The sequence below is a fragment of the Streptomyces sp. WELS2 genome, from assembly GCF_013870595.1.
Taxonomy (GTDB): domain Bacteria; phylum Actinomycetota; class Actinomycetes; order Streptomycetales; family Streptomycetaceae; genus Streptomyces.
Window position 1 is genome coordinate 1 of the sequence record NZ_JACBWZ010000093.1, and the last position, 14,017, is coordinate 14,017.

Annotated in this window: 16 protein-coding genes and 1 pseudogene; 6 read left to right on the plus strand and 11 right to left on the minus strand. The window is 70.6% G+C overall.

The features are described from left to right. The 4 genes from H5J33_RS08780 to H5J33_RS08795 form a co-directional block, all read right to left on the minus strand. Positions 1-485, minus strand: a 485-nt coding sequence (locus H5J33_RS08780; protein ID WP_181794317.1) for an LLM class flavin-dependent oxidoreductase, incomplete at its 3' end; no start/stop codon positions are given. Between the two features lie 52 nt (positions 486-537). Next, entirely contained in the window at positions 538-816 is a 279-nt protein-coding gene (locus H5J33_RS08785; protein ID WP_181794318.1) for a non-oxidative hydroxyarylic acid decarboxylases subunit D, read from the minus strand. A 51-nt stretch (positions 817-867) separates the two neighbouring features. Continuing rightward, a complete protein-coding gene (locus H5J33_RS08790) occupies positions 868-2,298 on the minus strand; it encodes a non-oxidative hydroxyarylic acid decarboxylases subunit C (RefSeq protein ID WP_181794319.1) in 1,431 nt (476 codons plus the stop codon). Positions 2,299-2,384: 86 nt separating this feature from the next. After that, positions 2,385-2,975, minus strand: a complete 591-nt coding sequence (locus tag H5J33_RS08795; RefSeq protein WP_181794320.1) for a non-oxidative hydroxyarylic acid decarboxylases subunit B — start codon at positions 2,973-2,975, stop codon at positions 2,385-2,387. A 97-nt stretch (positions 2,976-3,072) separates the two neighbouring features. Between H5J33_RS08795 and H5J33_RS08800 the strand changes: the two genes are divergently transcribed. Next, entirely contained in the window at positions 3,073-3,975 is a 903-nt protein-coding gene (locus H5J33_RS08800; protein WP_181794321.1) for an AraC family transcriptional regulator, read from the plus strand. A 992-nt stretch (positions 3,976-4,967) separates the two neighbouring features. Then, positions 4,968-5,708: an SDR family oxidoreductase gene (locus H5J33_RS08805; protein ID WP_181794322.1), complete on the plus strand. Its 741-nt coding sequence runs from the start codon at positions 4,968-4,970 to the stop codon at positions 5,706-5,708. Between the two features lie 94 nt (positions 5,709-5,802). Here H5J33_RS08805 and H5J33_RS08810 read toward each other — a convergent pair. Further along, positions 5,803-6,420 (minus strand): annotated as a pseudogene (locus tag H5J33_RS08810) (sigma factor); the annotation flags it as partial. Between the two features lie 229 nt (positions 6,421-6,649). Then, positions 6,650-7,798: an SGNH/GDSL hydrolase family protein gene (locus H5J33_RS08815; RefSeq protein ID WP_181794323.1), complete on the minus strand. Its 1,149-nt coding sequence runs from the start codon at positions 7,796-7,798 to the stop codon at positions 6,650-6,652. Between the two features lie 230 nt (positions 7,799-8,028). Between H5J33_RS08815 and H5J33_RS08820 the strand changes: the two genes are divergently transcribed. Next, entirely contained in the window at positions 8,029-8,667 is a 639-nt protein-coding gene (locus H5J33_RS08820; RefSeq protein ID WP_181794324.1) for a metalloregulator ArsR/SmtB family transcription factor, read from the plus strand. A 32-nt stretch (positions 8,668-8,699) separates the two neighbouring features. Continuing rightward, complete coding sequence (locus tag H5J33_RS08825; protein ID WP_181794325.1) at positions 8,700-9,170, plus strand: DUF3291 domain-containing protein; 471 nt, start codon at positions 8,700-8,702, stop codon at positions 9,168-9,170. Between the two features lie 341 nt (positions 9,171-9,511). Here the strand turns inward: H5J33_RS08825 and H5J33_RS08830 are convergent, their stop codons facing one another. Beyond that, complete coding sequence (locus H5J33_RS08830; RefSeq protein WP_181794326.1) at positions 9,512-9,658, minus strand: hypothetical protein; 147 nt, start codon at positions 9,656-9,658, stop codon at positions 9,512-9,514. Between the two features lie 190 nt (positions 9,659-9,848). Here H5J33_RS08830 and H5J33_RS08835 point away from each other — a divergent pair, with 190 nt between their 5' ends. After that, positions 9,849-10,184: a hypothetical protein gene (locus H5J33_RS08835; RefSeq protein ID WP_181794327.1), complete on the plus strand. Its 336-nt coding sequence runs from the start codon at positions 9,849-9,851 to the stop codon at positions 10,182-10,184. A gap of 1,062 nt (positions 10,185-11,246) precedes the next feature. Next, a complete protein-coding gene (locus H5J33_RS08840) occupies positions 11,247-11,789 on the plus strand; it encodes an MOSC domain-containing protein (protein WP_181794328.1) in 543 nt (180 codons plus the stop codon). Between the two features lie 111 nt (positions 11,790-11,900). On the opposite strand, the gene H5J33_RS08845 is transcribed toward H5J33_RS08840, so the two are convergent. The 4 genes from H5J33_RS08845 to H5J33_RS08860 all read right to left on the minus strand — a co-directional run bounded on the left by H5J33_RS08845 (position 11,901) and on the right by H5J33_RS08860 (position 13,970). After that, complete coding sequence (locus H5J33_RS08845) at positions 11,901-12,227, minus strand: DUF1048 domain-containing protein (protein WP_181794329.1); 327 nt, start codon at positions 12,225-12,227, stop codon at positions 11,901-11,903. A 1-nt stretch (position 12,228) separates the two neighbouring features. Beyond that, positions 12,229-12,585 (minus strand): DUF1048 domain-containing protein, encoded by a 357-nt coding sequence (locus tag H5J33_RS08850; protein WP_181794330.1) that lies wholly within the window; start codon positions 12,583-12,585, stop codon positions 12,229-12,231. After that, positions 12,582-12,908 carry a PadR family transcriptional regulator gene (locus H5J33_RS08855; RefSeq protein WP_181794331.1) on the minus strand — a complete coding sequence of 109 codons (327 nt, stop codon included), beginning with the start codon at positions 12,906-12,908 and terminating at the stop codon, positions 12,582-12,584. The genes H5J33_RS08850 and H5J33_RS08855 overlap by 4 nt, the downstream gene beginning before the upstream one ends. A 174-nt stretch (positions 12,909-13,082) precedes the next feature. Next, positions 13,083-13,970: a peptidoglycan-binding protein gene (locus tag H5J33_RS08860; RefSeq protein WP_181794332.1), complete on the minus strand. Its 888-nt coding sequence runs from the start codon at positions 13,968-13,970 to the stop codon at positions 13,083-13,085. Positions 13,971-14,017 lie beyond the last annotated feature (47 nt).

The following is a 14,017-nucleotide window of genomic DNA, read 5'->3' on the forward strand; positions in this document are numbered from 1 at the left end:
CCCATGGCGGCGACCAGGACGGGCACCGGCGGTTCGGCGCCCGGCACCGTGGCCGGCAGCGGGGTGGTGGCGGTCAGCAGCTCTCCGTGGAAGTCCGCGCTGCCCGTCTCCAGCAGCGGTCGCAGAGCGGTCAGGAACTCGCGGAGCCGGGCGATGGGACGCTCGTACGGGATGCCGAAGCCGGTCTCGGTGAGGTGCTTGGTGCCGAGTGCGAGCCCGAGGTGGTACCGGCCCCCGGTGGCGGCCTGGGCGGTCTGCGCCTGACTCGCGACGATCAGCGGATGGCGGCCGAAGACCGGGATCGCCGACGTGCCGACCTGGAGGCCGGGCACCTCGCGGCCGACGACCGCGGCCAGCGTCGGGGAATCGTAGGAGAACGTCTGCCCGAACCAGGCGGACGTCACCCCGGCTTCACGGGCGTCCCGGGCGAGCCGCACGGTGGTGTCGATCGGGTGCAGATGAGAGAGCGCTACTCCGATGGTCATGTAGAGGCAACCGGCCCACACGCGACCGCCATTCCGGCCGCGTGTGTCAATCTCATGACGGTCGCGGCAGGTGGCGCGTCCCCTCGCTCGGGCGGGGGCCGTCGGTGCGCAGGGGCGGGACGGCCGGCACCTCGGCGGCGTTCGCCAGGTCCTCCGCGGTCAGCCGGAACGCCTGCGGGTAGGCGGCGCGTCGTGTGCGCCGGTCCGGCTCGCTGGTCCGCCAGGTGTACAGGCAGCGCCCGCACTGCCGGACGTCCCAGACACCGGGGACGGGCGAGGAGTACAACGTGCCGACGCTCTCGTGGGCGCAGCGGGGGCAGCAGTCGGTCATGGGGATGCCTTCCTTGGTAGAAGCCTTGCTGTCGGGTGCCTCGTGCGGGTGTCAACCGCGGGCTTCGGACAGCAGGCGCTGGAGCTTCGCCGCCCAGTCCCTGGCCTCGGGGAGGTCCTTGGTGGGCGTGGAGAAGTTGCCGCGCGTGTCCGGGTGCACGGGGGTGGTGGCGTCGATGATCATCTTGCTGGTCAGGCCCGCCGGCTGGGCGGCGGGTGCCAGTTCCACCACGGAGAGGTTGGGCAGGACCACGACGTCGTCGGCCGGGTTGACCTTGGACGACATCGCCCACATGACCTGCGGCAGGTCAAAGGGGTCCACGTCCTCGTCGACGACGATGACCGTGGTGATGTAGCCGAGGCCGTGCGGGGTCGTCATGGCGCGCATGGCCACGGCCTTGGCGAATCCGCCGTACCGCTTCCTGGTGGAGATCACGGCCAGCAGTCCGTGCGTGTACATGGCGTTGACGGCCTGGACCTCGGGGAACTCCGCGCGCAACTGCTTCAGCAGCGGGACACAGGTGTTGGGGCCCACGAGGTAGTCGCACTCGGTCCACGGCATGCCCAGGTAGAGGGACTCGAAGACCGGGTTCGTGCGGTAGGAGACGCGGTCGATGCGGACGACGGGCATGCGGCGGCCACCGGAGTAGTGCCCGGTGAACTCGCCGAACGGGCCCTCGATCTGCCGCTTGCGGCCCTCGATGACGCCTTCGATGACGACCTCGGATCCCCACGGCACGTCGAAGCCGGTGAGCGGGGCGGTGGCGATCGGGGCGGGCGCGCCGCGCAGGGCGCCGGCCATCTCGTACTCGCTCTGGTCGTATCCCATGGGCATACCGGCCACGATGGCCATCACCGGGTCGTTGCCGAGGGTGATGGCGATGGGGAGGTCCTCGCCCTTCTCCTCCGCCGTGCGCAGGTGGAGCGCGATGTCGTGCACGGGGACGGGCTGTATCGCGAGCCGGTTCCTGCCTATGACCTGGAGGCGGTAGGTTCCGACGTTCTGCTTGCCGAAGTGACCGGGGTCCTCGGGGTCGCGGGAGACGACGGCCGCCTTGTCGAGGTAGAAGCCGCCGTCACCGTCGTTGAGACGGAACAGCGGGAGTACCGAGAACAGGTCGACGTCGTCGCCTTCCTGTGAGTTCTCCCGCCACGGGGCGTCCTCGCGCCGCTCGGGAGGGACGGGGAAGGCGTCCCAGCGCCGGGCGAACTCCTCCACCTGCTCCTTGACCGGGGTGTGCTTGGGCAGGCCGAGCGCGAGGGCGTGGTTGGCCCAGGAGCCGTGGACGTTCAGGGCGATACGGGCGTCGGTGAAGCCCTTGACGTTGTCGAACCACAGGGCGGGCGCGCCCTCGCCGATGCGGCCGGCGGCGTTGGCCGCCGCGGCCAGGTCGGGTTCGGGAAGCACTTCCTCGGTGATGCGCAGCAGTTGGCCTTCCTTCTCCAGCGTGCTGAGGAAACCGCGCAGGTCGTCATATGCCATGGGTACTCCGTGAAAACCGAAAGGGGGGTAAGGGCCGCCGGGGCACAAGGGCGCCGGCGGGCCGGAGGTCGGGCGCGCCGGGCGGGTCAGGAAGCCGGCCGCAGCAGTCGGGCCGCGCGCATGCCCTCCCACCTCTTGGCGGCGGGGGCGGGCAGGTCGAACTGGTCGAGGATCCGGGTCACGACGTGGTCGACGATGTCGTCCACCGACCGCGGGTGGTTGTAGAAGGCGGGCATGGGCGGCACGAGCCGCGCCCCCATCCGGCAGAGCGCGAGCATGTTCTCCAGATGGATCTCGCTCAGCGGTGTCTCGCGCGGGACGAGGACGAGCTCGCGGCGCTCCTTGAGGATCACGTCGGCGGCGCGGGCGACGAGGGTGTCGGCGTATCCGGCGCGGATGGCGGCCAGGGTCTTCATCGAGCACGGCACGATCACCATGCCGTCGGTGCGGAACGACCCGGAGGAGATGGCGGCGCCCTGGTCCTGCGGCCGGTGCACGACGTCGGCCAGGTCACCGACCTCCTTCGCGGACAGCCCCGTCTCCAGCTCGATCGTCGTACGCGCCCACGGGCTGAGGACGAGATGGGTCTCCACGTCCGGCAGCTGGGCCAGCACCTGGAGGAACCGGACACCGAACACCGCTCCGGTGGCTCCGGTCATCCCCACGACCAGTCTCATACCGGCCTTCCTTCCCGCGCGCACCGCGCTGATCTGCACTTGCGTCTTCACGCTAGGAGCCCGGTGGCGGGGTGCGGCGGTACACTCGGGACTCGCGATGGGGAAAAACGGACAGGTTGCGCGGGGGTCGGACGACATCCGGGACCTCGCCCTGCGACGCACGGCCGGTTCCCCGCCGGGACTGGAGCTGGTCGAGCTGGCGGGCCTGGCCGAGCGCGCCCGCCGGCACGGCAACGATCCGTACGCGTCTCTGCGCCCGGCCTTCCACCAGATCGTCGCCGTGCGGCCGGGCAGCCGCCTGACGGTCTCGGTGGACTTCGCCCGCTACGAACTCTCCGGCGGCGCCTGGTTGTGGATCCGCCCGGGGCAGGTACAGCGCTGGGGCACGGATCTGCCCCGGGCCCGGGGACTGGTGATCGCCTTTCCCCCGGGTTTTCCCGACACCGGGACGGCGGCGGCCTCGGTCGCCGGTCTGGCGACGGTCCGGGCGCCCCTCCAGCCGGACGCCCCACACGCGGAAGGCCTGCGCCGGGCGCTGGAGCACCTGCGATACGAGTACCGGGCCATGGCCGAGCTGCCCCTGGAATCCCACGTGCAGGTGCTGCGGCATCTGCTGGCGGTACTGCTGGTGCGCCTGGCCAGGGCGTACGGGTCCGAGCCCGGCGAACCGGCCGCCGACGAGACGTTCCGCCGTTTCCACGCGGCCGTGGAACGTGACTTCGCGGTCACCCGCCGGTTGGAGGACTACGCGGCGGCCCTGGGCTACAGCCGCCGCACGCTCACCCGGGCCACGCGGACCGCGACCGGTATGCCGGCCAAAAGGTACATCGACGAACGCGTGGTACTGGAGGCCAAACGGGAACTCGCCCACGGCCGGCTGACCATCACCGCCCTCGCCGCTCGCCTCGGCTTCACCGACGCGAGCGACTTCACCGCGTTCTTCCGGCAGCGTACGGGCACCACACCAACGGCCTTCCGGGCCACGGCCCGCGGCGCGTGACCCGGATGCCCGCACGCCATCACGGCATCCGCTGCCGGCGTTCATGTCGTGGGCGCGGGCATGAGCCGCATGGCACGCGGGCCTTCTCCGGGGGTGTCGGCGCGGCGGTGGTGCCGGGGCCCGGTCGAGCCGGAGGCCCGGGCACGCGCCGAGGGCGAGCCGGCCGTAGTGGTCGGGGGCAGGAACTCCTGGCGCCGTCCCTGGCCGGCCCCGGTGGTCACGAAGCGGACCCGTTCGCTGGTACGACCCGAGGGCCGCCGGCCGGCTCCGGCCTGGACGGTGTGATGGAACAGACCTCCCGGCCGTCGAAGGCGGGCGACAGGTCGTGGAAGCCGGGTGGCCCGCCCGGTCCACGGCGGTGGTGAGGCCGGCGCTGTCGGAGCGGTTGCAGCCGCTGTCGTAGGACCCGCCGTACACCCGGTGCCCGGCCGGTGCCGGAGTGGCCGCCGTCGCTGTCGTCGCTGTTGCCCGACCAGCGGCCCGCCTCGCCGGAGATGAAGCTGTCGCCCAATGACACCACCCACGGTGTCTATGCCGCCTTGCCCCGCGCGTGCGCGCCGCCGCCCCGCATGAGGCCGGCCGCACAGAGGGCGGCGACAGCGGCGGTCACCACCGCGACTCGCCGTCGGCCTCGTACCCTGGAAGTTGTCATACCGTCGGGAATTGCCGCGCCGGACACGGATATGTGCCGTCGGCCGTACGCCCCCTCCAACGACAGCGGCGACGGGTCGACGCGGACACACCCGGGGCCCGCACCGGCAACGGTCCCGCGGCGAGTGCGGCAAGTGCGGCGAACGGCCTGCGTTGGACGCAGCGCCCGCTCGATCGCTCCGCACCGCGACCGGCCGGGGCCGCCCGTCTCCGGGTCGCCGGTCGCGGCTGTCACGGATCCGGACGCTGTCCTGTCCTGTCGATGTGCGCGTTGCCGCACCGGGTCCGGCGCAGGTTCGCCGGGGCCCGTCGGGAAGCCGGATCAGTGAACGGAGACAGTGATGAAGATCGTGGTCGTCGGCGGTACGGGGCTCATCGGAGCGCAGGTGGTCACGCTGCTGCGCGAGCGTGGTCACGAGGCTGTGGCAGCCGCTCCCTCCACGGGTGTGGACACCCTGACCGGCGAGGGCCTGGCACAGGCTCTCACGGGCGCGGACGTGGTCGTGGACGTGCCGAACTCCCCCTCCTTCGATCCGGAGCCGGCGCTGGACTTCTTCACCCGCTCGGAGCGGAATCTGACCGAGGCCGAGAAGGAGGCGGGTGTCCGCCACCACGTCGTGCTCTCGATCGTCGGCGTCGACCAGGTGCCCGACTACGGCTACTACCGGGCCAAAGTCGCCCAGGAGGAGGCCGTACGGAACAGCGGCGTTCCCTACAGCATCGTGCGGGCCACCCAGTTCTTCGAGTTCATCGCGCCGGTGATGGACATGACCACCGAGGGCACGGAGGTGCGCCTGCCTTCCCTGCGGCTGCGGCCGATGGCCTCCGCCGATGTCGCCTCCGCCGTCGCCGAGGCGGCGCTGGGCGAGCCGTCGTACGGCGTCCGTGACATCGCGGGTCCCGAGGCCGAGCGGCTCGACCGGCTCGGTGAGATCACCCTGGCGGTGAAGCCCGACGGCCGCTCCGTCGTCACCGACGAGACCGCGAGCCCGTTCGCGGGCATGCCCGACGGGGTGCTCGTCGGTGACGACACGGCCCACCTGGCTTCCACACGCTACGAGGACTGGCTGAAGCGGAGCTGACCGTTCCTCCCCGGTCGTCGGAGCGGCTACGGGCGTCCCGTGGGCCTGCGGGCCGACCGCTCGTAGGCCCTCAGCTTTTCGGGCACCAGGATCCATAGGCGACGACGTCCGCCGACAGCACGCTCTCCAGGGTGGCGACGTCACCGTGCCGCGCGGCGGCGACGAAGGCCTCGACCAACCGTCGGTGCCGGGCCGCGTCGACGGGCTGCCGGCGCCCGGCGGACAGGCGCTTGCGGGCCCGGCTGAGGACCTGCCGCGTATTGGCCCGGCTCAGCCGGAGCACGCCCGCGATGTCGTCGTGCGCGTAGCCGAACGCCTCCCGCAGCACGTAGGCCGCCCGTTCCACGGGGTTCGGTTTCTGGAGGACCAGCAGCACGGCCAGTTACAGCGCCTCGCCGACCTGCGGGTCCACGCTGGTGTCCACGGGCTCCGGCAGCCAGGGTCCCGCGTACGCCTCACGGCGCACCCGCGCCGACCGGGCCACGTTGATCGCCAGACGCGTGGTGATCTTCGCCAGGAACGCTCCGGGATCCCGCACGGTACTCCGGTCGGCGCCCTGCCAGCGGGGCCACACGTCCTGCACCACGTCCTCGGCCTCGGACACACTGCCCAGAATGCGGTAGGCGATACCGAACAGCCGCGGACGCAGTCGCTCGAACGCGTCCGCCGCTTGATCGAGGGAGTCGCCGGTGAGCTGCTGTCGCTCGTCCATGGTGCCGATGCCTCCGCAGGTCGACCGTCGTGACCCCGGGCGGGCGACCCCGGCGCGAGGACGGCCCGCCCGCTGCGATCCTACGGCGGCCGGTTCTTCCGGGTTCGTCGCGTTGGGCCGGTTGGTGATCCATCCACGACACCGGTGGCTGTCCCGTCGGCTGGGTATTCGGTCGGCGCGCGTCAAGGCGGGCGGGTGCGGACCCGTCCGGTCCGGGCCGTGCTCCCGGTCACCAGTCCAGCGGGACGGTGGCGAGGTACTGGTCGAGCAGACCGGAGATGATCCGGTGGTCGCGCAGGGAGGGGTGCCAGTCGCAGCCGAGCCGGTCCAGGCCGGGATCGTCGTAGTACCAGAAGCCCACCCGGTCGTCCCCCCGCGCGTTGCGGTCCCCGACGATGCCCCGGGCGGTGTCGGCGAAGGCGGTGCCGGACACGGCAGTGGCGCTGACCACCAGGAACGTCCTGCTGCCGTAGCGGGCCCGCAGCTTGTCGAGGAAGCCGTGGTAGGCACTGGTGTAGGCGGCGATCAGCTCGCTCTGCGTGGCCCAGGGCTCGCCGGGGTGGAGCGGGGTCGAGAAGTCGTTGATGCCGAGGCCGATGACGACGACCTGCGGCCGCCAGGCGCGCGGCTCGTGCCAGACGTCGCCGTCGACGCTCAGCAGGGCCCGGTCGTAGTAGGTGCGGTAATCGGTGCCGGGGTCGCCGCCGTTGTAGTTGCGGACCATGCCGCGGCCGGAGAACGCGTTCTGCTGGTAGTCGGCGTCGAGCTTCCGGGCGGTGAGGGCGCCGAAGGCGAGGCCCGCGTTGCTGTTCCGGTCGACTCCTCCGTTGGCCGAGCAGTCACGCGTGCCCGAGGCGTTGCCGTACCCGGCGGTGAAGGAGTCGCCGATGAACTCGATCTGCCTGCCGCGCGCCGCGGGCGCGGGGAGGATCCTTCCGCCCCGGGCTGCGACGAACCCGCCGAAGCGGCCGACGGCCCACGGGCACTCCGTCCGTTTGACGAGCCGCACGGTGTGCTCCGTGTCGGCGAGGCCCGTGACCCAGGAGGTGGTGCGCCCGGGGGTCACCAGCGTGCTCACGGTCGTTCCGTCGATCTGGACGTCGTAGTCGTTGGCGGAGTCGTCGAGCACGATCCCGACGCCCCTGCCACGGAACCGGCCTTCGAAGACGATGCCCGGCCAGGAGTACCGCACCGAGCCGTCGGCCGCCTCCTTGACCCGGCCCACCGTCCGGAACCCGGCGAAGGCCGGGGACGGCAGGGGGCGGTGGGCGGCGGCTGCCCGGGAGGGGGTGGCCGCCGCGGTGGTGACGCCCGCGGTGACGCTCGCGGCGGCGGCCGTGAGCAGTGCCCGCCGGGAGAGATGGGGAGCGGTGCGCATGAGCGGTCCTTCCGGTCGGTGTCGGGAGATCTGCGCGTGCGACGAACAAGGGAGCGCTCCCATGATGGCGGTGCCGGTGCGGCATGGGGAGTGGCCGGAGGCGACGGGTACGGAAGGCGCCGGTGTGGCGACCCGATGCGCCGGCCGCCGTGGACCGGGCCGGCCCGCGACGGCGTCCGGCAGGGCTCTCGACTTCAATGACAAGCCCTCGTGGGTCATAGAGTCGGCGTGTGACTGACGAAGACGCCACCTTCGACATGCTGGCCGTGCTGAGCGACCCCGTGCGCCGCCGGCTGTACCGATACGTCGCCGCCGCCCCCGAGGAGGTGGGCCGTGACGCGGCCGCGGAAGCGGCCGGGATCTCCCGTTCGCTGGCCGCCTTCCACCTGGACAAGCTGGTCGAGGCCGGGCTGCTCACCGTCTCCTTCCGGCGGCTGTCCGGGCGCACCGGCCCCGGCGCCGGGCGGCCGGCGAAGCTGTACCGGCGCGCCGAGGGGGAACATGCCGTCTCCGTGCCGCCGCGGTCGTACGAGGCCGTCGGCCGGCTGCTCGCCGAGGTGCTGGAGAACGCCGGGCTGGACCGGGAACTCCAGACCGCGGCGAGGGCGGCGGGAGCGGCACATCCGGACGCACACGCCGACGACGTGGAGGCGGTGCTACGGGCCCGTGGCTACGAGCCCTTCCGGGACGGGGAGGCCGTGCGGCTGCGCAACTGCCCCTTTCACGCGCTGGCCACGGAGTTCCCCGCCCTGATCTGCGGCATGAACCTGGCGCTCATCGAGGGCCTGGCGCCCGGGGAGTGGTCACCGGCGATGGATCCGCTCCCCGGTGGCTGCTGCGTGTCCCTTTCTAAAAAGAAAACTCATTGACGATAGAAGCGGGGCCAGGCCATGCTGTGCTCATGACTGACTCTCACCTGGCACAGGTCAACATCGGCCGTATCGTCGCCCCGCTGGACAGCCCCGAGTTGGCCGGCTTCGTCGCCCTGCAGCCGGAGATCAACGCGCTCGCCGACCGGAGCCCCGGGTTCGTCTGGCGCATGGTGGACGCCGGCGGCATGGACGCGACCGGCGTCCGTCCCGACGGCAACGACGCGCTGCTGCTGTTCAACTGCTCGGTCTGGGAGTCGGTCGAAGCGCTCCGGAACTTCACGTACCACAGCGGTCACCTTCGCGTGCTGAGCCGTCGCCGGGAGTGGTTCCGCCGCATGACCGAGGCCCACCAGGCCCTGTGGTGGATCCCGGCCGGCCACCGCCCGACCGTCGAGGAGGCGATGGAGCGCATCGCGATGCTGCGCGAAAACGGCCCCGGTCCACAGGCGTTCACCTTCCGCGAGCCGTACCCGGCACCGAGCGGGATGGCACGGCTGTAGTACCGGAGCAGGCAGCGTTTGCCCTGCCGTGATGTGACGCGCGTCCCGGTTCTGCGCTGCGTGGTGCGCCGACACCCTGCCCGGGTGACAGGACAAGGACATGTACGCGAGATCGGCGATGACGAGGACGGACGATGCTTCGCATCCTCCGCCGGGCGCGCAGCGGTCCAGCGGCGTCGGCGAACGCGTCCAGGATCCGCCGGCAGGCGGGGTGGGCCGGCAGAACCGGCTGCGGATCGGTCGGTTCCGGCACAGTCGCCGGCAGGGCGCAGAGCGTCTTGCCGGCCTGCTCGCGTGCGTCGCTCCGCTCCAGGAGCGGAGCGACCTGGGCGTCCACGCGCTCACCCGCGCCGGCTGAGCGCAGTCCGGCCGGAGAGCCGACGCGCTATCACGTCGATCGCGGCCCAGCGCACCCTGGACTCCGAGGTCTTCGGCCTGCCCTCGTAGTCCCTCACCAGCCGCCGGAACAGCATGAGGATGCCGAGCATCTGCTCCACACCGGACGAACCGATGTCTCGACGGAAAGTTTGGCTCAACCCGGCTTGGCAGGCGGCTTGACGGCTCTTTGCGGGGCCGCCATGCTTCCAGTGCTTCTTCCCGCTCAACTCGTCTGCGACAACGAGCAATTGGGGGACAGCAATGAGGAAAGGTCTTCTCGCGGGAATGCTATCGGCAACCGTGCTCGGTGCCACACTGATGATAGCACCAAACGCAGCTGCGAGCACTGAGGGGGCGCTCGCCTGCAAGGGGCAATCTTGGAATCCTGCGGACGGAGGGTACGCCACACTGGTCAGCGGCAAGATGATTCCTGTCCGCTCGGGCCCCTACGCAGAATGCTCGTTCACCAACGTGCCGGCAGGCTCGGAGTTCTCGCTCGACTGCAAGGACTACAACGATCTGAACAACCTCTGGTACCACGGGTATGGATATGCAAATGGCCGTGAGGTCCCGGGCTGGGTCTACAGCAACAACATCGCGACCATCCACGACTCCAACGGTGCCTGGTGTACCTGAGCTGACAGCCCATCCGAAAGCCGACGTGCCGGCGAAGGTCTGAATGCGTTGTGACAAAGGGAGTCCCTGCTCGACGAGCAGGGGCTTCTGCAACTCCTCTCCGATACCGCCCGCCGAGATGGACATACGAAGCGGCGGATGGTGCCGCGGGTGCGGTAGCGGAGCGAAAGCGGGCCGAAGGCCGCGCTGCCCGCGAACCGCAAGCGGGCCACCAGCGACATCGCGAACCGGCAGTCGGCCCAGCCCGTGCCGCTCGCCTACGAGTCCGCGGACGGCCGGGACCGCCGTCGGCTTGCCAAGGCCTTCCACGGCGGCACCGGCCCCACCACCGCCCACCGCGACCTGCTCGACGCACTGACCCGTACGGGCGCTGTCACCGAGGCGACACGGCTGGCGCACGGCTGCGCCGCCCAGGCCCGCCCGGCCCTGGACGGTGTGCCCGCCGCCGAGCGACTGGCGCAGCCTGCACGTGACCGCCTCCGCGTCGGCGGCCGGAAGGAACCGTTCCAGCAAGGAAGCGCCGATGGTTCCGAGCTTGTCGAGCATGACCAGTCCTCGTTTCGACAGCCCCTCGCGTCCCGAAGGGAGACGTCCGGTGGGAAGGCGAGGGGGGTCCGGACCCGACCCGGTGAGCGGGCGGGATGAACGGTGACGAGTCTGGGGGCGGGGTGAGCACGGGTTCAACGCCGCGCGGGCACTCGAACTCGTTCCGAACGCGTTCCGAACGCCGGGTGCTGGTGGGAGGGCCCGTTCGAAACGTGTTCGCGGTGTTCCACCGGGCCGTACGTGCCGCTGCGGAACCGGTCGGTGGCACCGCGCGGGGCGGATGATCGGCGATGCGACATCCGTCGTGGCAGCAGACCGGGAGCGAAACGTCGGGGCATGTTCCCTGGCCGGGGCTTCGACCCGTGTCCGGATGCCGGTGAGCCGGCAGGAGTCGGTGCCGGTCCCGATGAGCGCGCGTTCACGGACTGCCCCGCGATGGATCGCGGGGTGCCGCGTGCCGAGGGCCGCGGGCTAGGCTCGTGGTGAATCATCTCCACCGAGAAGGGGGTCCGCGGGATGAGCGGCACGGTGACGGCGGTCAGCAGCAACAGCGAGTACTCGTTCACCAAGCCCAACAGGGACAGCATCATGTTGCTTGCCGGGCTCGGGGTGGAGGGGGATGTGCACGCCGGCGTCACGGTCAAGCACCGCTCGCGTGTCGCGCAGGATCCCACTCAGCCGAACCTGCGCCAGGTCCACCTCATTCACGAGGAGCTCTTCACCGAAGTCGGCGAAGAGGGATTCAAGGTGGCGCCCGGCGAACTCGGCGAGAACATCACCACGAGCGGCGTCGACTTGCTCGGCCTGCCCGTCGGGACACTGCTGCACATCGGCGACGAGGCGGTCGTGGAGGTCACCGGCCTGCGCAATCCCTGCCTGCAGATCGACACCTTCCAGGACGGGTTGCTGAAGAAGGTCGTCGGCCGTGACGAGGCCGGGAACGTCGTGCGCAAGGCCGGAATCATGAGCGTCGTCCGGGTGGGCGGCGTGGTGCGCCCCGGTGACACGATCACGGTCGAGCTTCCGGACGAGCCGCACCAGCCCCTCGACCGGGTCTGACCCTCCCGCGCGAGCGGGCCGTGACGTGTCGATGGCTCCAACAGATAGCCCGCAGTCAACGACCACAGAACTTGAGCCGGAGCCACGACTCGTGAACAGTGCCAACGGGTGCTAGTTCTCGGCCTCGCCGGCTTCCTGGGCGAGGGACCTCTGGTAGACGTCCGCGTAGGTGGGAGAGTCCTTGATCAGGTCGTCGCAGAACGCGGCGACATCGGTGCCGATGAGTTCCAGGACCCCCTTGCCCGCGGCGACGCCCTCCTCGAAGAAGCCGAGGATTCCGGGGAGGAGAGGCCCGTCGGACAGGCTGACCGGTCCGACCTTGAAGAGGTACTTCTGCATCTCCTTGTAGACGATCTGGTAGTCCGGCGGGAGTGCCTTGACCCGGGCCACGTGCGCCCGCCATTGTTTCTTGCCTTCGATGATGTCCTGGATGCTCACGTCAGCCTCCCAGCCGGTTCAGCTTCCTTGCGACGTTCCTGTTCAACTGCTCGCGCCACCGGTCGCGTTGGGTCCGGGCCCCCGCTCCACCGGCCAAGGCCGTGCAGAAGCCCTGGATGTCGTCGCCGAGCACCTCTTGGAGGCTCTGCCCGTCCGCCGCCGACACCTCGAGCAGCCCCAGGGCGGAGTCGGTGATCGGTGTCAGGTTACGGCCGGTGACATCCCCGTAGGGGAAGAGGTGGGCGACGATCTGTCCCCACGCCTCCCGGTAGTCGTCCGGCAGGGCCTCGGCCCGGGATGCAAAAGCCTTCCAGTCCCTGGTGAGATCGCTGCCTGTGACCTTCTCCCAGAAGTTCATCTCCGTCCCTCCTTCAGCCTGTCGATGCGCGATGAGAGGTACTGCCACTTCTTCCAGAACTTCGCGAGTTCCTCGCGTCCGGCGTCGTTGAGGGCGTAGAACTTGCGCGGCGGCCCCACTCCGGAAGGCCGTTTCGTCACCTGGACGAGTCCGTTCCTCTCCAGCCGCAGCAGGATGGTGTACACCGTGCCCTCGACGACATCGGTGAAGCCGAGCTCGTTCAGCTGGCGGGTGATGGCGTACCCGTAGGTTTCCTCGCTGCCGATGATTTCGAGCACGCATCCTTCGAGCGTGCCCTTCAGCATCTCCGTCAGGTCCTCCATCGCAAGTGCTCCTCAGCCTTCCTCGGTACTATGTGTTACCGAGTACCGCTACACGGTATCACCGAGTAGCGGAGGCGAGAGCGTCTCTGGTGGAACAAACGCTGATCGCGTGAACCGGCCCGGTCACGCGCGAGCGCGGGCCCGGGTTCGTCGGGGTCCGCGCTCGTCGGGTGGTCAGTCGGTTGACGGGACCTTCAGCTTGTCCCAGCTGGTGCGGCCCGGGACGCCGTCCGCGTCCTTGCCGTGGTAGCCGAGTTTCCGCTGCCAGGCCGCGTAGGACTTGCGGTCGGCCTCGGTCCACTCGGGGCCCGGGCCCTTCTCGTAGTGACCGCAGCCCTCGGCGACGAGGCGGCGGCCCATGGCGGTGATCAGGGGGGACTTCCGCCCCGTGTGGAAGAAACCGGCGCCCGGGAAGGGCGCGTGCTCGGGTCTGGGTCCGGGCTTGGGGTCGCCCGGCTCCTTGCCGCCCTTGCCCGCGAGCCGGTCGGCTATGCGGCGCCGCATGCCGTCCATGGTGAAGCCCCGAGGGTCCTGCTTGCCGGGCTGCCACTCCTTGTGGCCGATGACGGAGCGCTCCGACCACCCGTGGTGCCGGCAGATCGCGGCGGACACCTTCTCGATGGCCTCCTTCTGCACCTCGGGCCAGGGGTCCTTGCCGTCGCCCAGGTTGACGCACTCGAAGCCGTAGAAGTGCCGGTTGCCGTCGACGTCGGCCTGGTTGTCCTGCGGCAGTCTCGTCTCGTTGACCACCGCCCGCAAAACGTCGCTGTCACCGAGACCCGCGTGGTTGGCGCGGCCGTTGCCGACGAGGTGGACATGCCCGTCCTTGTCGATGACGCCGTGGCAGAGAGGCCCGGGCAGACCGGCGTAGCCGTCGTAGCAGATGTTCACGGAGTTCTCGGTGCCGGAGGTGACGGTGTGGTGGATCATTACGCCGTTCACCGGGCCCCAGGGCCCCTTGGCGTTGCGGTTGTGATGGCGCCAGTCGCGCACCTCGTGAACCGTCAGGCCCTCCGCGCGCAGCACTTCCAGCAGCTTGGCCGCGCTCATCGGCTGTGCCATCACTCGTCTCCTTCCGCGGCGGCCCCCGCCGCCGCCGTGGTCCCGGA